The organism is Rhodoferax antarcticus ANT.BR, assembly GCF_001938565.1.
GTDB lineage: Bacteria > Pseudomonadota > Gammaproteobacteria > Burkholderiales > Burkholderiaceae_C > Rhodoferax > Rhodoferax antarcticus.
On sequence record NZ_MSYM01000007.1, the window covers coordinates 168796 to 187728 of the forward strand.

The following is an 18933-nucleotide window of genomic DNA, read 5'->3' on the forward strand; positions in this document are numbered from 1 at the left end:
AGGGTCTGTTAGTCAAGCCTATAGGCCAGAGGCTTGGATTTCGAGTACGTGCGCATCTCCCTATTGAGTACTTATTTAGGCGCTACACATACTTCGCCGCCGCCGCCAGAAAGCCCCGCTGCACCTTGGTGCGCAAGGCAGGCGGCGCGAGGACCTGAACGTCAGCGCCAAAGCGCATGATGTCGCCGACGAGTTCACGGTCATCGGAATACGGGAAGGACAGCAGGTAGCTGCCATCGGCCTCAAACGAGCTCTCCTGCATCGGATGCCAGGTCTCGCCGGCCACCCAGCGCGCCCGCTCAGGCGTGAACTTGAGCTTGGCCCAAGCTTGCGGCGCGCCATTGAAAATGCCATAACCCGTGCCCACGGCCTGGTCAATGCTTTTGGCTGACACCTCTTTTGCTGCTGTATCGAGGACCTCGAGCCGGCTGATGGCATCAATGCTGAAGCTGCGCACATCGTCGCGCAGGTGGCACCAGGCGTCGAGGTAAAAATTGTCCCGGTAATGCACGAGGCGCTGCGGCGAGACCTCGCGCTCGGTGGTTATGCCGTTCTGGCGGTTGAAATGCCAGATCCTGAGTCGCTTGCGAGCCATCGTGGCCGCAGCAACGGCCTCGAACGACCTCGCCGCCACTTTGCGCTTGCCCGCGTGCACGATGCGGATCCTGCGCGCCATGTCCTGGCTGGCCAGCCCGTTCTTGTCCATGAGCTGGGTCAGGCGGTCCTTCAAGGGGCGCAGCTTGGCGCCCAGAAGCCCGGGCTGGAGTTGCTCGAGCAGCTGCTGGATCGTCACGAGCGCCAGAATCTCTTCCTGGCTGAACCACAGGCCGGGCAGTTCGCTGTCGGTGTGCCCGGCCTCCATCTGGTAGCCCCCGAGATCACGGTTGAACGTGATGGGCACATGGAGCTGGTCGCGCAGTTTGGCGATGTCGCGCTTGAGCGTGGCGCGCGAGACTTCGAGCGAGGCCATGAGTTCTTCGGCCGAGACAGCGCGGCGCGCACTCAGCAGACTCTTGTAGCGATAAAGCCGCACGACTTCACTCATGCTTTCCCTGTACTTTCTGTTTTATTTTGTTATATCATAGGCGATCAAAGGGGGCCCTTACGGCTGACAGCCGGAGAGAGCATCGATATTTACCCGTTGCACAACCGCAGGCCTCTTGCATCGCCCACTGCGCAGACGCAAGGACAGCAAAAACAGGGGCCGCAGCACGCTGCCTTCCGAGCCCAATGCCGGGCCTAAAGCCCAGGCACTGGCGCTCACGTGATGGGCTTGTCGCTGCGGTTGCGCCCCCTGCCCTCCTCGACCTTCTTGCGAAGGAAAGCGGGCATTGCAGATTCGGTTTCGTCCTGGCTATACGGGGTCTCGCTCTTTGTCGACAGACGGCTCGACATGCGCATGGCTGAAAACCGCACCTCCTTGGACATCATTTGCGGGTCCTGCTCGGCCAGGGTGCGCAGGCGCTGGAGTTTGTCGCGCAACCAGGGGTGTTGGGCAAAGCGTTTTTCGAGCTCGCTCATCATGGCGCGCGCGGCCCCGATGTCACCGCGCTGCACGAGTTCACGCAGCGCCTGGCTGGCCTGGGCAAACTCGACTTCCTGCAGCCGGTTTTGCACGGCATCGTCCGCTGACAATGCAGCATGGTCGGCCTGTGCCACCGCGGGCAGGCGCAGCATGGCGGCATGCGCGGTGACGGATTGGCCGTCCATGGCGGTCGCCTGCAGGGTCGCCGCCAACAAGTCTCGCGTGTCACCGAGCGCGCTTGGGCTGATGTGCAGCCGCAGCATCAGCCAAGATTCGGCGCCCCAAGCCAGGTCACTGAGGCGGTAGGCGCCGTTCGGGGTTTGCTGCACCATCCCGACAGGCTCGATGATCACCCCGGGTGCCGGCATGAGCTTGATCTCAAGCTTCTGCAGGCACAGCGCCTGCAGAAGCTGCAATTCCTCATCAAAGCTGTCAAAGAGGTCGTCGGCGGTCTGCCCGTAATACTGCTGGCCGCCACCGGCTCGGGCCATGGCGATCATCAGGTCTTCATTGAAACCCCGACCCAGGCCAACGGTGGTGGTGCTCACGCCGCGCGCGAGTAGTTCACGGCAATGCCGCTCGATCTCCGTCACCTCGCACAAGCCATGATTGGCCTGGCCGTCGGAGAGCAGAATCACGCGCGAGATCGTCGTGTCAACGCCGCCTTCGAGCTGCCGGGCACCGGCCTGCCATCCAGCAAAAAGATCCGTTGAGCCGCCACTCTCAATATGGGCGAGCGCCTGGCGAACCGCATCGACGGACTTCACCGGGCTCAGGGGCACGAGAACGTTGACCTTGTCGTCGTACACCACGACCGACATCTGATCGGCTGGCGTCATGCAGTTCGCAATGTGCGTCACACAGCGCAGCGCTTCGGCAAGGGGTTGACCGCCCATGCTGCCGGAGCGATCAACCACGAGCGCGAGTCGTTTTGAGCTCACCTGAGCCTGGGTGCCGGCGGGCTGATCGGGCGCCTGGACGCGAACGAGGACTTCAAGGATGCCGCCCTGGGCGGAGACGGCTGGTTTGCGCGGGGACAACAGAATGGTGGGCTCGGTCATGGCTTTTCCTTGTGGCGGGTTGAAGATTCGGTGACTTGCGGCCAGCGCAAATTACCTTGATGGCAGTAGTCTGGGCTCAGCGAGGTCCATGGCGTGGCCCCCTGGAACTGTTCAGAAACCCAGCGAATTTGCGGTCTTTCGGAGTTTTCCAGGGTCATGGGGTGAGCCTGGGCATTCGTAAAATATGAACCCAACTCCAGGAGGCTCCCACGTGGATCCAGACACGGTCACAGACGTCACAGACGGGTCAGAGATGCCGCCGAGCCCCGTGAGTCCACCCAACGGACGCCTGCTTGTCAGGCGGGGCGGGCACAGCATCACGCGCCAGATTCCAAAGCCCATCGTTCTGGTTGATTCACGCGAACAGATGCCATTCGATTTCACGCGTTTTTCCAACTGGATCGGCGGCGAAAGATGCCAGGCCTTGAAGGTCGGGGACTACAGCGTTGAGGGCATGGAAGAGATCCTCATACTCGAGCGCAAGTCCTTGACCGACTTGATCACGACGCTGATGCAGTACCGGCCGCGGTTTTTTCAGGCGTGCGAGAAAATGACCCAATACCGCTGGCGAGCCCTGTTGGTGGAGGCGAGTTACGAGGACATTAAGTCAGTCTATGGGGAGGAACTCAATACCAAGGCGCACCCCAATGCGGTTTCCGGCACCCTCGACGCGCTGGAGGCCAGGTTCGGCATTCCAGTGATCTATACCTCCCGGCATCGCTCCCTGGCCGCGGAGAAGGCCGCGAGCTGGCTCTCCAAGCACTTCACCTACTGGCATCTGGAGCAAGCCGGCCTGGGGCGCGTATTGATAGAGGGTGATTTATGATGTGGCATCAGCTCTGGCGCCGGGCATCAACCTAACTTTGAAAATGAAATTATGAGACTTGTGACCTGGAATTGCTGCCGCGGGTCGTTTGAAACGAAGGCCCCTTTGCTCGATCACCTTCAAGCAGACATTGCGGTGTTTCAGGAGATTGCAAAACCAGTGGCAGAGGCCCCCAATGTGCTCTGGTTTGGTGAGAATCCAAAGATAGGTATGGCGGTTCAAGCAAGGCCGCCCTACCAGGTCAAGCCATTTGCCAAAATCGAGAACGTTCCCAATTACGTGATCCCCGTTGCTGTGACTGGCCCCGTCAGCTTTCTCTTGTTCGCGGTTTGGACGACCAACGATAAGGATTTTCCGTACGTGAGGGCGCTTTCCAAGGCTATCGACACATACTCAGCGGTTTTGGATTGCGCTGAGTCGGTTGTTTTCATGGGGGACTTCAATTCCAACGCTCTCTGGGATCATCTTCACCCGGCAGATTTGAATCACACTTCGATGGTCGAGCGCCTGGCCAGTCGCTCACTCGTCAGTGCCTATCATCACGTGAGACAAGTCGAGCATGGCCGGGAAGTTGAGAGGACGTTCTATCTGCATCGGAACAAGGACAAATCGCACCATATTGACTACTGCTTTGTCCCGGAATCCTGGGCTGACGAAATTAAGGAAGTCCAAGTTGGCAGCTATGAAGAATTGAGCAATGCCAGCGACCATCGACCACTGCTCGTTGAGCTGAACCTCCCAAAGGCCATGCTTTGAAAGGTGGCTCGTGACTTTACATTTTCCCGATAGTTGTCTCATCGATTTTCAGCGTCGCATGAATTCTTCCAACAAGAGTTTATTCAACTGAAACCTTCGCTGGCGATGGGCCATGAGTCACCATGGAGTGACCATCGTCAAACAGCAAAGTACGCTCCGGCCAGCGCAGGGCTGCCAGCTTGAAATCAACTCCCAGGGGTTTGCCGGCTTTGCGTTCAGTTTTGCCGCTCATGACGGAGCTGAAATCGGAGCCGGGGCTGATGAGCTCATGGGTTTCGGTCAGGACCCAAATGTCGGCGTTGACGGCTTTGAGCTGCTGGCGAATGGGTTCAGCACGACGCTCTGACGGCCCGATGCGCTTCAGATTCCAGTTGGCGATTTTCATTGACTCTCCCAAAATATTTTATTTACAGAATTGCCCGAGCCCAGTGAGCGCTCGTACATCCTCTTCTATTTTCACGCAGGATACCGTCTTGACCAGGACACGCGAAACGGCAGTTCATGAGACTGCGCCATCGGCAACGCAGGTTCTGGCGCCCTCTGCAATCTTGATGCACGCGAGCATCGTGTTGCGGTGCAGTGCCAAAACCGGATCAATGCCGCCCTTGGCATCGCGCTGGTATCCCCCTGCGAGGTTCCACACCAGGGGCACGCCGTGTTTTGCACAGCCCGCAAAAACCAGTTCATCACGCATGATCATCTGCTGCGTCGTCAGCAGGCCGCCGAGCGGGTCGTTGACATGGATGTCGGCTCCTGCCTGATACAGCACGAGGTCGTAACGCTTGTCCCGCAACTCGGCGTTACTCGAGAGATCGGCACACTGCAGAGCCTGGGCCGCCGTGCGATAGGGTTTGCCGGCCGTGATGTGGTCCACATAGTCGATGCCGAGCCTCTCGATGATGTCGTCAGTGCCGTCGCCATAGTGCTGATCCATGTCCACGATCAGAATTCTCCTGGCCAGGCCCAGGGTGTGCACATGGATGCTTGTGGCCATCAATCCATTGAAGGTGCAAAAGCCGTGGGCATCGGCGTGCCCCGCATGGTGGAACCCGCTCGTGGGCGATACGGCCACATTGAAGCCGGCCGCCTTGTTCGAGAGCACATGCAGGGCAGCGGCCATCATCGAGCCCGTGGTGTAGCGAAGCGAGGCCGCGATCCCCGGGCTCCTGGTGCCGAAACCATTGGCCCGCTCGCACGACAAGACGCCGTCGACATAGGCTTGGCCATGGGCCGCATAGAGCATCTCGTTCGTGGCCGGCTCGAAAGACCTGAGGTCGAGATGAGGCGAGATCGCGGCGCTGGAGGTCCAGTCCGACATCACCAGCGCGGGCTTGCCCGCGGACGGGCTGACCCGGACGGCGTCATCGCACGATTGCTCGGGGCGGTAGAAGACTGGAATCATGGGTGGTGTCCTCTCGATGCGTTATGGGGGTCGTGTGTTTCTCGGGGTCTTGATCTGTCAATGCCGCAATGAACTTGCAGCGGGCATGACAAACGTCGTCTCTCCTCCGAATTCAGCTTGCAGCAGGCGGTCCATGCCGTCGACGATGGAGCAAAAATGCACCAGCGCGTGGGCCACATGGGCGGCCACAAACGGAGCGGCGCAGGTGTCGGCCAGGGCGAAGATGGCGTCGCCTCGAAAGACAAAATGAACCATGGGCTGCCGGGCATTGATGTCATTGAGCCGGGACACGATCGCGCCGTTGTCCTCGACGTCATGCAGGATGCGCGAGTAAAAGCGCACGAACGGGGAATCGCCGAGCAGGCGCACCCACGTCAGCGCGCTGCCGTGACGGATCCCGATGTCACGATCTTCGTCGTAGTCTAGATCGCTCACACCGGTGCATTCTTTGAGCGTGGCAAGCAGATGCTGCGCAAGATCTTCCTGACTGTCCGGATTTGGTGCGCGCTGTGCGAGCTTCAGGCCGAGTTCAGGCAGCGCAAGCGAGCGCCCTTCGCTCTCGAACGCTTCGTACTGCAGGGAGTTGGGGTACGGCACCCGCAGGATCTGCGCGAAGGTGCGCACCGTGAGTTGCGCGACTGCTCCGAACGCCACGGGGCTAGCGAACTCCACAAAGAAGTTCGGCGATCCATCGGGGTCGTTCTCGGGCGTGGACTCTTCGGGGTCGCCCGTCGGGTCCTGCCAGCCCGCATCAATGAGCGTTGCCACCTGGCGCTTGTTGAGCTGCTCGGGCTTGGGCAGGTAGCTGTTGCTCGTCGTCTCAACGCGCATTCCAAATGAGCCTTGAGCGGCGAACTGCACGAACCGGTTGGAGCCCTTGACCGACACGATGAGGTACTGGTCCTCCTCAAGTCTGGCCAGTACGCCCGTGAGCTTGTCGGCAAAGGGCGGCCAGGCCACAGAGAGACGGTTTGCAGCGTTGGGTTTGTCGATCGAAAGTTTCTTTGTCATCACACCTCCTTTTGTATCGTTCAGGCCCTTGATATCGGCGGCGGCTCAAGGTGAGAGCTACTTTTATAAGTGCGCTGGAACCAGGCGCCGCTGCAACTCTGGGGCCGAAGAGTCCCTCTATATGATCATTTAGATGATGTTAATGTACTTGATCTATTTGATGATGTCAATAGCGCATAATGGATTACTTCGTATAATTTTGAAAAGCAAAGGAATGCCCCATGGAAATACGCTCAATTGAAGACATGAACCAGGCCCAGCGCGAGCGGCTGGCGTTTATCGAATTCCGGCTGTGGTTTCTCGGGGACGTGGGTCGCCCCGACCTCATGGACCGCTTCGGCATTGCGCCGGCCGTGGCCACGCGCGATCTGGCAGCCTATCGAGAGGTCGCCCCCCAGAACATAGACTTTGACGGCAGCCGCAAGGTCTATGTGCCAGCGGCTGGCTTCAAGGCCATTTTTGAGCACGAAACGGACCGCGTGTTGTCAGCCCTGTCGCGCGGCTTTGGCGAAGGCCTTGGCAAGTCCTCCTCGGGGTTCTTGCCTTGCGAGTTCCCGCTGCGCCTTAATCAGCCGCCCCTGGCGGCGCTGGCCACGATTACGCGGGCCATCCACCAGCGCCGTGCGGTGCGCCTGGTCTACCACTCCCTCAACACAGGAGTCTCCAAGCGCGAAGTGGTGCCGTTTGCGCTCGTCGACAGCGGCCTGCGCTGGCATGTGCGCGTCTTTGACCGCAAGTCGCAGGAATTCCGTGACATGGTGATCACGCGCATGGAGAGGCCCGTCATGCTAGACGACGGCGACATCGCAGCGCACGAGCAACTTGATCAGGATATCCAGTGGACACGCATCGTCGAGCTCGAACTCGTCCCTCATCCGGCGCAGCCGCGCCCGGAGATCGTGGCGCGCGACTTCGGCATGAAAGGTGGGCGTCTCGTGCTCAACGTGCGTGCAGCCATTGCAGGCTATGTGCTGCAACAGTGGAGTGTGGACTGCAGCCCGGACCACAGCCTGGAGCCGACGCGGTATCGCTTGAGGCTCAAGGATTCCCTGGTGCTCTATGGCGTGGAGAATTCGGTCCTGGCGCCTGGCTACCAGGCACCTTCAAAGATCAAGTCGTGATTCATCCAAAGTCCTTCGCCATTTGCACAATCTCGCGCGATGGAGTGCCGTAGCTCACGAGTTTCACATCGAGGTCATACCCCCGAGCCATTTCGAGTGCTCGGCGCATTGCCGCATGAATCCAGTCATCATTGTTGCCAAAGGCGCCCCCGCCCAGGCGCGTGAGCAGCACGACGTTGGAGGCGCCTCGCTCGGAGTTGAGCACTGCCGCCCAGAGCGTGGCTTCATACGCCGCCAGCAGAATCAGCGTGGCAAACGATTTCCAGTGCTCTGCAGCAGCGACAGTGCGCCCATAGGCAACGGGCAGCGCCGAGCAGAAGACCTGCGAAACCAGTTGTCCGGGCGCTCCAGGGGCATCGGTGACCTCCACATCGCTGTGCACACCGATGCGCAACAGGCCACAGAGCGCATCACGCTTCTCCTGCCTGAGCGAGCCCAGATGCGCTGTGATCGCGTCGAGCCCGGCGCGGGTGCACATCGCGTAGCCGTTCTCCATGCGCCACAGATTTTCAAGCGGCTGCCCCAGGGCCTCACCGAGCGCGTGGCCGATATCCGCGAGTCCATCGAGCTGACGGTCCTGGGTCTGGCCCAAGGCATTGCCCACGGGCGCAAAGTAGTTGCGGTAGATCGTCGCGGCTCCTGCGGCAATCGCGCAGGCCGGACCCTGAGTGGCATCGTGCTCATAACGCGTGACGCCGTGCTCCGGCGTCACGGAGGGTCCGACCATCTCGAGCAGGTTGAACTGTGAAGCGACCTGAAACAGCGCACCGGCGTTTTCGGGCAGGCTGTGCATCGCGCGCACGTCACCGCTGACCACACTGACCCTGAGCCGCCCCGGCGAGTTCTCTGCGGATTTCACGCGCTCGCGCAGGCTGTCAAGCGAGACGAGTTCGAGTTCTCCAATGCCGTAGCTGCTGGCGTTGACCAGCGAATGGAGCTCGCGGCCCTCGACCTTAAGCTTGCTGCGGGTGTCGTCGTAGCCGGTTTCGCGAAATCCTGTGAGGCGTTCAAACCAATTCATCTCTTTCCTCCTGCTTTTTTTCAGACTTCGCCGCGCGGCAGGTTCAGGACATAGGCCCGCTGCTGTGCGGTCTCGATCGCCCCGGGGCGCGCCCGGCGCACGCGCTCAATGGCCTGGGTTGGCGGTACGCCGAGTTCGACGAGCAGGCGCGCCGCCACGGTGCCCGCGCGCCCGAGCCCGCCGCGACAGTGCACGAGCACCCGGGCGCCCGCGCGAAGAATTTCGAGCAATTGCGGCCCGCTCGTGAGCCAGGCCGCCTCAAACCTCGCGTCGGGCGGGCGCACATCGACGATCGGCATGTGATACCACGCGATGGCGCGTGCCTGGACCTGACTCCCGAGTTCAGTCACCCGGAGCATCTCGAATTCATGGTCTTCGATGAGCGTGACCACGGCGGCGGGGCGCCACTGCGCGATGACATCAAGATCGGCGCCAAGATCGCGCTGCCAGCGCGCCCCGCCCAGACTCTCGCCGCACTTTCCCGGGCAGAACGTGATTCCGATGAGGCCCCCGGCCTGGCCCGCAGGCACCTCGTTGATGCGCAGCGGGTCACTGGCACTGGTTCTGACGCGTGGGCTCACCCGATGACCGCTGGCGGTCGGGGGCTGCATGTCGGCTTGCTTATTTTCAGGCTCAAGAGACTTCATCGCGTTCAGGCTCCAATCCAGTGAAACTTGCGCTGCTCGAGCAGCGGCTCTCCATCCCAGCGGTAGGCGACGAGCTTGCCGCCCTTGCCAATGCTGTAGTCCACGCAGGCGACCTTGTCCGAAAGCAGCGCCGGCGTGCCACTGCCCCAGTAATGCCCCACGATGACCGGTGTTCCCCCATCGTGGCCGATGCGGTTGTGCTCGGGAATGGGGTCATGGGGCAACTCAGTGCGCGCCTCGTCATTGATCATGGCGGCCTTGCGATAAGTCACTGCGTGCGGGTCCCACCAGCGCGTGCGCACACGCTTGCGTGTATGCCCGTCCTTGTCCACGAAGAAATGGGAGCCGGGCAGCGGGACTTCGACGCCCTTCGTGAGGGCTTCGACCGCCTTGAAGATCGATGGCGTGGGCGTGTCTTTCTCTGCCTCATCGGCGGGTTCGCGGCTCGCTTCGATCATGAGCTCGGCAGTGAGACGTCTGTCCTGAAGTCCCTGGGTTTCGAGGTAAGCCATGAAGCCGGCATGCCAGCAGGCATGGACCACGCGAATGCCGTCGAGTTCAAGCCAGAGCGGCAGCGTCAGGAACCAGTCGATGATTTCCTTGTGCGCGGGCGTGCCGTTGACCTCCTCGAGGAACGCCTTGTGCTGGGCGTAGTTCTTGGCGCCGTACTCCTTGGAGTGGTGCGGCCTCAAGTATTCACCGCTTTGGTCGGGGTCGGGCAGGAACCAGGCGATTGCGTTGAATTCGTGGTTGCCCATGACGGCCTGCGCACTGCCCTCTTGCACCATGCGCCGCACGATGTCCACGGTTTCGATCTGCCTGGGGCCCCTGTCGATGAAGTCGCCCACGAACACGGCCTGGCGCTGCGGATGGCGCCAGGCGCGACCCTTACCCTCTGTGTAACCCATGCTCAGAAGCAGCGCCTTGAGCGCATCGGCATGGCCGTGAATGTCGCCAATAATGTCGTATCTCATGCGGCTCTCCCTTCAGATTGTGTTTTTGCTGTTGATCGGTAGTTGACGGTTGGGTCCTTGCTCCCCTGGAAGGACGACCACAAGCGAACTTGCAGAACCCGCGTTCAGTCTCGCCTGCGCAGGTCTTTCAAAACCTGCGCCGCGAGCGCACCCGCCAGACACGGTCGGCAGAATCGGGACGATGCGCTCGACCTGTCGAATGTGAACTGGATTGCGGCCTCGCCTTAAGGTGAAATCACAATCCCTTGATTCATCCCTGACCCAGGCGCGCGCGCCGGCAAGTCCGGCCCCTTTGCGCCATTGGTCGGACTGCGCAACGCTGGGTGTGCCGGCAAAAAGAAGGACTCTTGTTGATGTTTTATTGACCATGGGTCTCCCTGAATTGACATCAGAACATAATCATTGTGATGATGCAATTATACATCATCACAATGATGATATTAGAAGGTTTTTCGTTGTAATTTCAACCGGAATTCCTCTCTTTGCAGAGGTCTCCTCGTTGTGAGCAACGCTTGGGCAAGCGCACCCCGAAGTGCGGCTGAGCCTGGTGCGGGTTGGCAAAACATGAACGCCAATATCACCGCGTCACCAGCCAAGTTCAACAGCGCACAGGCTGGCCTCTATCTCCGGCCTGCATCGGAACGTCCAACTCAATTCCGGTCTGGCTTGGGACACTGAGCAGGTTGCGCCTGATCAGTTCTCAGTTGAAGTGATCGCTACCGATTCCGCCCGCTTCAAGTTTGCTGCAAACCGTGCCTGCCGACCTTACAGGCCCTGTGGCGGACATCGCTGGGGGATGTAGATGGAAAGAAGAGTGTCAAAATTGTGTGAATTGATTGCAGCGTTAGGGAAATTTTTGCATCAGCAGATATGCCCGACGATGCCAAACGTCTGTTTCCGAACAAGCCAACTTCATGATTTTGGGACAAGGGAACCTGTTAAGAGCGTGCCATCAGCCTCTTTGCGTCGTCGAATTTGCTAACCCATTCGGTGCGCTTGATTTCAAGAACCTGGGCGTGGTTCAAAAGCGGGTAACACTTTTTCAGTGAAATCCAAACCGCCAACCAATAAAGCCGTTAGCTGCGGCCACCAACCCATCGGGGACACTGCTCCTTTTCCCGTGAAGCGAGTGCCAAATGAATAACCCACAGTGCGTTGCCACCAACATGCCAGCCCACGAGCGCAAGGGTTCTGTCGCAATAGCGTTGGTTGGTCGAGAAAAGGTGCCGTGTTCATCGAAGTTCAAAACGCCAAGCTGTAGAACTGATCCGCTGCAGACATGGGTTGGCCACCGGGGCAGCGCAACTGCCCCTTCTTCACCATGTGCATGGTCTCAATTCCGGCGATCAGTTTCTGGGCGCTCCAAAATGACTTGAATCCAAGCATCGGATATGTGACTCTCTTCACCGCCCGGTGGTCTTGCTCCACGATATTGTTCAGATACTTCGATTGGCGCAGTTCAATATCCAAGCAGGCGTCTGCATTGACGCTGTGGATGGCCGCCGTATTCGCACCGCTTTTGTCGATAGTGATCTTTTCTGGCAAGCCGTGCAGGTTGATGGCGCGCTCCAGATAACGCCGTGCTGCGGCCTTGTCTCGCTTGGCAGTGAGGAGGAAGTCCACAGTGTCACCGGCTTTGTCGACTGCACGGTACAGGTATTTCCACTGTCCGGCGACTTTGATATAGGTCTCATCCATCCTCCAGCTCGTGCCAACCAGGCGCTTGCGTCGGCGAAATATGAGCGCCAAGACCGGCAGTATTTTCAATGACCAGCGGTGCACGGTCGAGTGGTCGACAAAGACGCCGCGCTCCTGCATCATTTCTTCCAGATGTCGAAAGCTCAGCGGGTAGGCCGCGTACCAACGCGCGCAAACCAGCATGACTTCCAGTGGATAGTGCAGCCGTTTGAGAACCTTGCGTAGCTCACTTATCATCGCCGTTGGAGTTGTCTTGGTCATGCTGTCATTGTCAGGCACGGCTTAATGCGACAGAACCAACCCGGCCATCCCCCTGCCTCGTGCAGCGAGCACAGTGGCCCCATTCTTCGTGCCCGGCAACGGCTTTGAGCACTTCCTCAAGCGAACTGCGGTGCGTGGTGCGACTTAGGTCGAAGATGGCCAAGCGGTCCATGGGCGTGCCGCTGAGCAAGAACGCGTCCTGGATGTGCTTGCGCAAAGGGTGCTCGCGTTTTTCGCGAATGCCGAGATTGCCCAGGCGTTTGAGAATCTGCCCATGGTTGGCTGCCGCGACGACGATCGAGTTGTCCACCCCCCAAAATACGGTTTGCTCCATCAACGCCAAAGCCTGATCGCCCTGGTCGTCGCTGAGCTCGCTCAAATCCTTGACGAAGACTGCCCGGCGCCCATCGGCAAGGGTGAGCATCTTCACGGTGGAGTCATTGGACCACTCCTTGTCCGCACCGCCAAGAAAGCTCCATAGGCTGCGGCAATGGTAAGTCTTGCCGTCTCCGGCCGTGCCGGCGATCAGGATGGAACCAGGCTTGCCCGAAGCGACTCGCTCTTTGATCTTCTCGAGCAAGGGGCTCGAGAGCGTGATGGGTTTAACCTTCGCCCGGCCAAGCGCGCCCGCGACATGCTCGTCATACAGGTTCAGATTGCTTGGCGTCGGACCATAAGAGCGCAGGAATCGGACCCACGCGCTCGCAGGCGGAGCCGCCGATTCCGGAATAGCCGGGACTGGTGAATTCATAAATAGCCTTCGTTTTTTCTTTTCCAGCGTTAGCCAATCCGGCCTCTCGCCCCCCTCTGGTCAACGCGTGTCCGCGTTGGCGCGAATATGTCCTCTCCGCAATGGACTTGTGAGTTGTCGCATGGTCCATAAATCTGGAGATGACATCGTGGAGTCATTTTGATCTATCTTGATGACGTGTTTGGCTTTTCAGAGATACTTTTGCCAGCTTTCTCTGCGGATTTTTGGGAGTTCACCAAGGCATAGGTCCAAAGCAGTGCTCTCCGCGCCATGCACCGTGGGCGAATTGGCAAACCAAAACGGGTGGTTACTCAAGTTCGACACTGTTTTTCCGAATTCCTGGTTTTCCCGCCCTGGCTTACCAATGAATTCAACCACTTACGTTGATTTTCTGGTTGAAAGCAAAAAGTGCATGTAGTGGCACGTTTCATTTGGTGGGTAGTTTTCGTTTTTTCTGACTTGCGCTACACTCAGCGCCATGTTCATCAAAGTCACCCAGTCTGGCGGTCGCCGCTACGCCCAGTTGGTGGAGTCCTTTCGCAATGATGAAGGCAAACCCCGCCAGCGCACCGTCTGCACCCTGGGTCGTCTGGAGTCCGGCGGCGACGTTGACACCCTGATTGCCTCCTTGCAACGCGCCCGAGGTATTGCCCCTGCTGCGTCTGCACTTGATGACCTGCGCTTTACTGACAGTCGCCATGCTGGTGACATCTGGGCCTTGTCTGAACTCTGGCGAACCTTGGGCTTTGATGATTTGGCGACTTCTTGGCGGCGCTCCAAAACAGAGATTGATGTTCTGACCTGTTTGCGCCTGATGGTCTTCAACCGCCTGTGTGACCCTGGCAGCAAACTCGGTGTGCTGCGCTGGCTGCAAACCGTGGCTTTGCCCGCAGGCTCTGGCATCGTCACTGAGCATCAGCACCTGCTGCGCGCCATGGACGTGCTCGATGAGCACAGCGACAAACTCAAGCTCCGACTGGCCACGCTCATGCGTCCGCTGATTGACCAAGACCTCTCGGTGGTGTTTTATGACCTCACCACGGTTGCGGTCACCGGACAGACGGATTTGCAAGACGATGTGCGCGCTTACGGCTTGGCCAAGTCGGGCCTGATTGAGCGCCAGTTCATGTTGTCCTTGGTGCAAACCTGCGAGGGCCTGCCCATCGCGCATGAAGTACATCCCGGTAACACGGCAGAGGCCAAAACCCTGCTGCCCATGATTCGGGGGTTGTTGGTGCGTTACCCGCTCAAGCGTGTGGTGCTGATTGCCGATCGGGGGCTGCTCAGCACGGCCAACATTGAAGAGTTGGACAAGTTGCAGGCCCAGTTGAAAAAGGATGGCCGTGATGTCGCCGTTGAGTACATCCTGGCGGTGCCGGCGGCGCGTTATGGTGACTTTGCAGATGATCTGCAAAAACTGCATAAGGGCCAGGATGCCACCCAAGAATGGTGCGGTGAAACAAAATGGAGCGATAGCCGTCTGGTGGTCGCACACGACCCGGTGGCTGCCAACCGGCGCACCACGGCGCGTGACAACACGATGGCAGAGTTGCTCAAATTGGGCCAGCAGTGCAGTGTCAAACTCGATGCGCAAGACGAGAGTCAACGCGCGGGTCAAAAGAACAAAAGCAAAGGCCGCCCGATGTCGGATTCGGGGACCAAAGCACGCTTCTACCATGCAGTCAAAGACGCGCATATGGCGCATTTGATCAAGGTGGATTTGAAGGCCGACCTGTTCAGCTATTCAATTGATGAGGATAAGAAGCGCTACCTGGAACTACTCGATGGCAAGTTGCTGCTGGTGACCAACACCAATGCACCAGCGGCTGAGGTGGTGCAGCGTTACAAGAGTCTGGCCGATATTGAACGGGGATTTCGGGTGCTCAAATCTGACATCGAGATTGGCCCGGTGTACCACCGGCTGCCTCAGCGCATTCGCGCGCATGCACTGATTTGCTTCATGGCGCTAGTGCTGTACCGGGTGATGCGCATGCGCCTGAAAGCTGCGAAGCGATCCGAGTCGCCCAGCACGCTGCTGGAGAGCCTCAAGCGCATTCATCAGCAGACCGTGCAGAGCGGCGATGGCAAAACGCTGGCGGGTTTAACTGAGATCACACCGGCTCAGAAGTCGCTGTTTACCGCACTGGATTTGACACCGCCAACCCCGTCTGACTTGGCTAAGCCTGTTTTGTAGTCTACGCTTTGAAGTCCGTTTCTAATGAAATCAATCACTTGCGTGCAGGAAGTGTCGAACTTGGGTGGTTAGCTCGGCACAAGCCGTAATCAGGGGTTGCCGACGACGCAGCCTTTACTCCTAGTTCCCGATCAATTCAGGTTGGCGAGTTTTGAATGACCTTATCCGGTGGAACTTGGGTGGCCATTGGGGCCTGTGTGCGCGCGCGAAGAGCCAATTGAAAGGTTGGGGTCGCACCTTGACCAGCCAGTGATCGCACCAGATGCCTCTGCAGATAGCGGGCATTGGGAAGACATTTTGAAATTACGAAGGTCGACCTTGGGTCACCAAGTTGACACCAATGAATGCCTGCATTGATGCAATGGAAAATCGTACTAAGCTGAAAGGGACCAAGGGCACAACATTTGAGCGGCACCCAATGCCCGCCACAAACCCAATGGTCAAACTTGAAGCCGACGAATTCTGTGACGACACAGACCTCGTCACAAACCTCGTCACAAAACAAAAAGCCCGCTTAGAGCGGGCCTATTGAATCAAGCTAAGTGCTTGATTTTATTGGTTGCGCGAGAAGGATTTGAACCTCCGACCTTTGGGTTATGAGCCCAACGAGCTACCAGACTGCTCCATCGCGCGGAAATACAGATTATAACCTATTAAGCGGCAGAGTCCGCGGCGACGGCGGCAGGCGCGCGATCCACCAACTCGACCAAAGCCATCGGCGCGTTATCTCCGACGCGATAACCCATCTTCAGGATTCGGGTGTAGCCACCTGGGCGAGATTTGAAACGCGGGCCAAGTTCGTTAAACAATTTGACAACACTGTCCCGATCGCGCAGACGGTCAAACGCCAGACGGCGATTGGCAACGGTCGCCTCTTTCGCCAAAGTAATCATCGGCTCAACCACACGGCGAAGTTCCTTGGCTTTAGGGACCGTCGTCTTGATCACCTCATGTTCAATCAAAGAGTTCATCATGTTGCGCAACATGGCCAAGCGATGTGATGATGTGCGATTTAGTTTTCGTAGTCCGAGTCCGTGACGCATAGTAATTTCCTTTTTTTAACAGGCAGCCGTATCAGGCACTGCGTGGAGCGCGTATCAACGCTTTTCGAGGGAAGCTGGGGGCCAGCTTTCCAACTTCATACCCAGCGTAAGCCCGCGAGAGGCCAACACTTCCTTGATCTCGTTCAATGATTTACGACCCAAATTCGGCGTCTTCAACAGTTCGTTTTCAGTACGTTGAATCAAATCGCCAATGTAATAAATGTTTTCCGCTTTGAGGCAATTAGCAGAGCGAACAGTCAATTCCAGCTCATCTACCGGACGCAAAAGAACCGGGTCAAATTGGGCGCTACCCCTAGATGAAGGTGAGACGATCGCGACTATGTCACCACCCTCAAGCTGCGCAAACACAGCCAGTTGCTCAACGAGAATCTTTGCCGAGGCACGAACTGCGTCTTCTGCAGAAATCGCCCCGTTAGTCTCAATATCCAGAATCAACTTATCCAGGTCAGTACGCTGCTCGACCCGAGCGCTCTCAACGGTGTAGCTGACTCGCCGAACGGGTGAAAAAGAGGCGTCCAGCACAATTCGTCCGATAGACTTAGACGACTCATCGCCATGGCGTCGCACTGTTCCAGGAACGTAACCGCGACCCTTTTCGACCTTGATCTGCATGTCGAGCTTTCCGCCAGCAGCCAAGTTAGCAATAACGTGATCCGGATTGACGATTTCCACGTCGTGAGGGGTTTGAATGTCGGCTGCAGAAACGACACCCTCAGCATCTTTGCGCAAACTCAGCGTCACCTCATCGCGGTTGTGCAACTTAAAAACAACACCCTTTAGGTTAAGCAAGATATTGACAACGTCCTCATGGACGCCGTCAATAGATGAGTATTCGTGGAGCACACCAGCGATCGTTACCTCTGTCGGCGCGTAACCAGGCATGGAAGACAAAAGCACACGCCGTAACGCATTGCCCAGAGTGTGACCATAACCACGCTCGAATGGCTCAAGCACGACCTTCGCGCGATGGGCAGAGAGTTGCTCTACCTGAACTGCTTTGGGCTTTAACAGATTACTTTGCATGAAATTTCCTCTCAATACCCCCGATTCGTTACATCGGTAAGGCTGACTAGATAAACCGAGGCCCCAAGGGGGGGCCTCATTGTCGGCAGAGCAGTGTCAGATTAACGTGAGTACAGCTCAACGATCAACGACTCGTTGATGTCCGCCGCAAACTGGTCGCGATCCGGAATAGCTTTGAGAACGCCTTGAACCTTCTCAGGGTTCACATCCACCCAGGCGGGCATACCAACCTGTTGTGCCAACTGCAAAGCCTCGAGAATCCGGTTTTGCTTCGCTGACTTCTCGCGAACTGCCAGCACATCACCAACCTTGACCATGTAGGAAGCAATGTTGACCGACTTGCCGTTCACCAAAATAGCCTTGTGCGACACCAACTGGCGGGCCTCAGCACGTGTGGAGCCGAACCCCATACGGTATACAACGTTGTCGAGACGGGCCTCCAGTAAAAACAGTAAGTTAGAACCTGTATTACCCTTGCGCCGCTCAGCTTCTTCAAAATAAAGACGAAACTGCTTCTCGAGCACGCCGTACATGCGCTTCACTTTTTGTTTTTCGCGCAACTGTAAACCGAAGTCAGAAGTGCGCGCACCAGAAGTGCGACCATGTTGACCAGGCTTGGAATCGAACTTTGCTTTATCTCCAATAGAGCGACGAGCGCTCTTCAAAAACAAATCAGTGCCTTCACGGCGGGAGAGTTTGGCCTTGGGGCCTAAGTAACGTGCCACTTGAATATCCTTTTAATCAGCTGCCGCAAAAGCGGGAGCCGCGGTGGTACCGCGGCGGTGGGCTTGGTAGAAATTTAGATACGACGACGCTTTTGAGGGCGACAACCGTTATGGGGAACAGGCGTGACATCCGCAATCATGTTGATCCGGATTCCCAAAGCAGCCAACGCCCGAACCGAAGACTCGCGCCCTGGTCCCGGTCCTTTGATCTCAACGTCCAGGTTTTTGATACCCTGTTCGATGGCAGCACGGCCTGCCACCTCTGATGCCACCTGCGCCGCAAAAGGAGTCGACTTGCGCGAGCCCTTGAAGCCCTGGCCACCAGAAGATGCCCAAGACAACGAATTACCCTGACGGTCAGTGATCGTGATGATGGTGTTATTAAACGAGGCATGAACGTGCGCGACACCATCCGCAACATTTTTGCGAATTTTCTTGCGTACACGCTGCGCAGCGTTATTGGCGGGAGCTTTTGCCATGGTTGTCCTTCAAACAGTTTATTTCTTCAGCGAAGCTGCAGCCTTACGCGGTCCCTTGCGGGTACGCGCATTGGTACGTGTGCGCTGGCCACGAAGCGGCAAGCCACGACGATGGCGGAAACCACGATAGCAACCAATGTCCATCAAACGCTTGATGTTCATTGTCGTTTCGCGGCGCAGGTCACCCTCAATGGTGAACTTGCCTACCTCATCGCGTAACTTTTCCAGTTCAGCGTCAGTCAGATCTTTGATCTTTTTTGAGTAATCGATCCCACAGGCTTCACAGATCTTGCGGGCGCGGCTGCGACCCACACCGAAAATGGCGGTCAGGCCAATCTCAGAGTGCTTTTGTGGCGGAATATTGATACCAGCGATACGTGCCATATTTTTCCTC

The 18933-nt window shown here is 57.9% G+C and carries 20 protein-coding genes and 1 tRNA gene; 4 read left to right on the plus strand and 17 right to left on the minus strand.

Going from position 1 to position 18933, the window contains the following annotated elements; genetic code table 11:
* Positions 1–82: 82 nt before the first annotated feature.
* The 3 genes from BLL52_RS04065 to BLL52_RS20695 all read right to left on the minus strand — a co-directional run bounded on the left by BLL52_RS04065 (position 83) and on the right by BLL52_RS20695 (position 2744).
* On the minus strand, positions 83–1045 hold the full coding sequence (locus BLL52_RS04065) for a helix-turn-helix transcriptional regulator (RefSeq protein ID WP_075585431.1): 963 nt from the start codon (positions 1043–1045) through the stop codon (positions 83–85).
* Between the two features lie 215 nt (positions 1046–1260).
* Positions 1261–2586: a vWA domain-containing protein gene (locus tag BLL52_RS04070; RefSeq protein ID WP_075585432.1), complete on the minus strand. Its 1326-nt coding sequence runs from the start codon at positions 2584–2586 to the stop codon at positions 1261–1263.
* Positions 2583–2744: a hypothetical protein gene (locus BLL52_RS20695; RefSeq protein ID WP_156876291.1), complete on the minus strand. Its 162-nt coding sequence runs from the start codon at positions 2742–2744 to the stop codon at positions 2583–2585. The genes BLL52_RS04070 and BLL52_RS20695 overlap by 4 nt, the downstream gene beginning before the upstream one ends.
* 110 nt (positions 2745–2854) lie before the next feature.
* On the opposite strand from BLL52_RS20695, the gene BLL52_RS04075 reads away from it, so the two are divergent.
* On the plus strand, positions 2855–3412 hold the full coding sequence (locus BLL52_RS04075) for an ERCC4 domain-containing protein (protein WP_241838993.1): 558 nt from the start codon (positions 2855–2857) through the stop codon (positions 3410–3412).
* Between the two features lie 51 nt (positions 3413–3463).
* Positions 3464–4168 carry an endonuclease/exonuclease/phosphatase family protein gene (locus BLL52_RS04080; protein ID WP_075585433.1) on the plus strand — a complete coding sequence of 235 codons (705 nt, stop codon included), beginning with the start codon at positions 3464–3466 and terminating at the stop codon, positions 4166–4168.
* 79 nt (positions 4169–4247) lie between these two features.
* Here BLL52_RS04080 and BLL52_RS04085 read toward each other — a convergent pair whose 3' ends face one another.
* From BLL52_RS04085 to BLL52_RS04095, 3 genes are all read right to left on the minus strand, one after another.
* Positions 4248–4553 (minus strand): hypothetical protein, encoded by a 306-nt coding sequence (locus BLL52_RS04085; RefSeq protein WP_075585434.1) that lies wholly within the window; start codon positions 4551–4553, stop codon positions 4248–4250.
* Between the two features lie 114 nt (positions 4554–4667).
* Positions 4668–5570 (minus strand): arginase family protein, encoded by a 903-nt coding sequence (locus tag BLL52_RS04090; RefSeq protein ID WP_075585435.1) that lies wholly within the window; start codon positions 5568–5570, stop codon positions 4668–4670.
* Positions 5571–5627: 57 nt separating this feature from the next.
* Entirely contained in the window at positions 5628–6581 is a 954-nt protein-coding gene (locus tag BLL52_RS04095) for a T3SS (YopN, CesT) and YbjN peptide-binding chaperone 1 (protein ID WP_075585436.1), read from the minus strand.
* A 221-nt stretch (positions 6582–6802) separates the two neighbouring features.
* Between BLL52_RS04095 and BLL52_RS04100 the strand changes: the two genes are divergently transcribed.
* The gene (locus BLL52_RS04100; RefSeq protein WP_075585437.1) at positions 6803–7702 is read left to right on the plus strand and encodes a WYL domain-containing protein; all 900 of its coding nucleotides are present in this window, start codon (positions 6803–6805) and stop codon (positions 7700–7702) included.
* Position 7703: 1 nt separating this feature from the next.
* On the opposite strand, the gene BLL52_RS04105 is transcribed toward BLL52_RS04100, so the two are convergent.
* From BLL52_RS04105 to BLL52_RS04125, 5 genes are all read right to left on the minus strand, one after another.
* A complete protein-coding gene (locus BLL52_RS04105; protein ID WP_075585438.1) occupies positions 7704–8723 on the minus strand; it encodes a hypothetical protein in 1020 nt (339 codons plus the stop codon).
* 20 nt (positions 8724–8743) lie between these two features.
* Positions 8744–9370 carry a cyclin-dependent kinase inhibitor 3 family protein gene (locus tag BLL52_RS04110; RefSeq protein ID WP_241838994.1) on the minus strand — a complete coding sequence of 209 codons (627 nt, stop codon included), beginning with the start codon at positions 9368–9370 and terminating at the stop codon, positions 8744–8746.
* A 5-nt stretch (positions 9371–9375) separates the two neighbouring features.
* Positions 9376–10344, minus strand: a complete 969-nt coding sequence (locus BLL52_RS04115) for a metallophosphoesterase (protein WP_075585439.1) — start codon at positions 10342–10344, stop codon at positions 9376–9378.
* A 1242-nt stretch (positions 10345–11586) separates the two neighbouring features.
* On the minus strand, positions 11587–12279 hold the full coding sequence (locus BLL52_RS04120) for an IS6 family transposase (protein WP_420852615.1): 693 nt from the start codon (positions 12277–12279) through the stop codon (positions 11587–11589).
* A gap of 34 nt (positions 12280–12313) precedes the next feature.
* Positions 12314–13054, minus strand: a complete 741-nt coding sequence (locus BLL52_RS04125; protein ID WP_075585440.1) for a hypothetical protein — start codon at positions 13052–13054, stop codon at positions 12314–12316.
* A 478-nt stretch (positions 13055–13532) separates the two neighbouring features.
* On the opposite strand from BLL52_RS04125, the gene BLL52_RS04130 reads away from it, so the two are divergent.
* Positions 13533–15248: an IS1634 family transposase gene (locus tag BLL52_RS04130; RefSeq protein ID WP_075585441.1), complete on the plus strand. Its 1716-nt coding sequence runs from the start codon at positions 13533–13535 to the stop codon at positions 15246–15248.
* Positions 15249–15804: 556 nt separating this feature from the next.
* On the opposite strand, the gene BLL52_RS04140 is transcribed toward BLL52_RS04130, so the two are convergent.
* From BLL52_RS04140 to rpsM, 6 genes are all read right to left on the minus strand, one after another.
* Positions 15805–15881, minus strand: a tRNA-Met gene (locus BLL52_RS04140).
* 20 nt (positions 15882–15901) lie between these two features.
* Positions 15902–16291 (minus strand): 50S ribosomal protein L17, encoded by a 390-nt coding sequence (gene rplQ / locus BLL52_RS04145; protein ID WP_075585443.1) that lies wholly within the window; start codon positions 16289–16291, stop codon positions 15902–15904.
* A gap of 54 nt (positions 16292–16345) precedes the next feature.
* Positions 16346–17335: a DNA-directed RNA polymerase subunit alpha gene (locus BLL52_RS04150; RefSeq protein ID WP_075585444.1), complete on the minus strand. Its 990-nt coding sequence runs from the start codon at positions 17333–17335 to the stop codon at positions 16346–16348.
* Between the two features lie 101 nt (positions 17336–17436).
* Positions 17437–18060 carry a 30S ribosomal protein S4 gene (rpsD, locus tag BLL52_RS04155; RefSeq protein ID WP_075585445.1) on the minus strand — a complete coding sequence of 208 codons (624 nt, stop codon included), beginning with the start codon at positions 18058–18060 and terminating at the stop codon, positions 17437–17439.
* Between the two features lie 74 nt (positions 18061–18134).
* Positions 18135–18539: a 30S ribosomal protein S11 gene (gene rpsK, locus BLL52_RS04160; protein WP_075585446.1), complete on the minus strand. Its 405-nt coding sequence runs from the start codon at positions 18537–18539 to the stop codon at positions 18135–18137.
* Positions 18540–18557: 18 nt separating this feature from the next.
* Positions 18558–18923 (minus strand): 30S ribosomal protein S13, encoded by a 366-nt coding sequence (gene rpsM, locus BLL52_RS04165; protein WP_075585447.1) that lies wholly within the window; start codon positions 18921–18923, stop codon positions 18558–18560.
* Between the last annotated feature and the right edge of the window lie 10 nt (positions 18924–18933).

Excerpts from the sequence above, each read along its gene's own strand:
- BLL52_RS04065 (WP_075585431.1), bottom strand. The coding sequence starts at position 1,045 with ATGAGTGAAGTCGTGCGGCTTTATCGCTACAAGAGTCTGCTGAGTGCG.
- BLL52_RS04070 (WP_075585432.1), bottom strand. The coding sequence starts at position 2,586 with ATGACCGAGCCCACCATTCTGTTGTCCCCGCGCAAACCAGCCGTCTCC.
- BLL52_RS20695 (WP_156876291.1), bottom strand. The coding sequence starts at position 2,744 with ATGACCCTGGAAAACTCCGAAAGACCGCAAATTCGCTGGGTTTCTGAA.
- BLL52_RS04080 (WP_075585433.1), top strand. The coding sequence starts at position 3,464 with ATGAGACTTGTGACCTGGAATTGCTGCCGCGGGTCGTTTGAAACGAAG.
- BLL52_RS04085 (WP_075585434.1), bottom strand. The coding sequence starts at position 4,553 with ATGAAAATCGCCAACTGGAATCTGAAGCGCATCGGGCCGTCAGAGCGT.
- BLL52_RS04090 (WP_075585435.1), bottom strand. The coding sequence starts at position 5,570 with ATGATTCCAGTCTTCTACCGCCCCGAGCAATCGTGCGATGACGCCGTC.
- BLL52_RS04095 (WP_075585436.1), bottom strand. The coding sequence starts at position 6,581 with ATGACAAAGAAACTTTCGATCGACAAACCCAACGCTGCAAACCGTCTC.
- BLL52_RS04100 (WP_075585437.1), top strand. The coding sequence starts at position 6,803 with ATGGAAATACGCTCAATTGAAGACATGAACCAGGCCCAGCGCGAGCGG.
- BLL52_RS04105 (WP_075585438.1), bottom strand. The coding sequence starts at position 8,723 with ATGAATTGGTTTGAACGCCTCACAGGATTTCGCGAAACCGGCTACGAC.
- BLL52_RS04110 (WP_241838994.1), bottom strand. The coding sequence starts at position 9,370 with ATGAAGTCTCTTGAGCCTGAAAATAAGCAAGCCGACATGCAGCCCCCG.
- BLL52_RS04115 (WP_075585439.1), bottom strand. The coding sequence starts at position 10,344 with ATGAGATACGACATTATTGGCGACATTCACGGCCATGCCGATGCGCTC.
- BLL52_RS04120 (WP_420852615.1), bottom strand. The coding sequence starts at position 12,279 with ATGATAAGTGAGCTACGCAAGGTTCTCAAACGGCTGCACTATCCACTG.
- BLL52_RS04125 (WP_075585440.1), bottom strand. The coding sequence starts at position 13,054 with ATGAATTCACCAGTCCCGGCTATTCCGGAATCGGCGGCTCCGCCTGCG.
- BLL52_RS04130 (WP_075585441.1), top strand. The coding sequence starts at position 13,533 with ATGTTCATCAAAGTCACCCAGTCTGGCGGTCGCCGCTACGCCCAGTTG.
- rplQ (WP_075585443.1), bottom strand. The coding sequence starts at position 16,291 with ATGCGTCACGGACTCGGACTACGAAAACTAAATCGCACATCATCACAT.
- BLL52_RS04150 (WP_075585444.1), bottom strand. The coding sequence starts at position 17,335 with ATGCAAAGTAATCTGTTAAAGCCCAAAGCAGTTCAGGTAGAGCAACTC.
- rpsK (WP_075585446.1), bottom strand. The coding sequence starts at position 18,539 with ATGGCAAAAGCTCCCGCCAATAACGCTGCGCAGCGTGTACGCAAGAAA.
- rpsM (WP_075585447.1), bottom strand. The coding sequence starts at position 18,923 with ATGGCACGTATCGCTGGTATCAATATTCCGCCACAAAAGCACTCTGAG.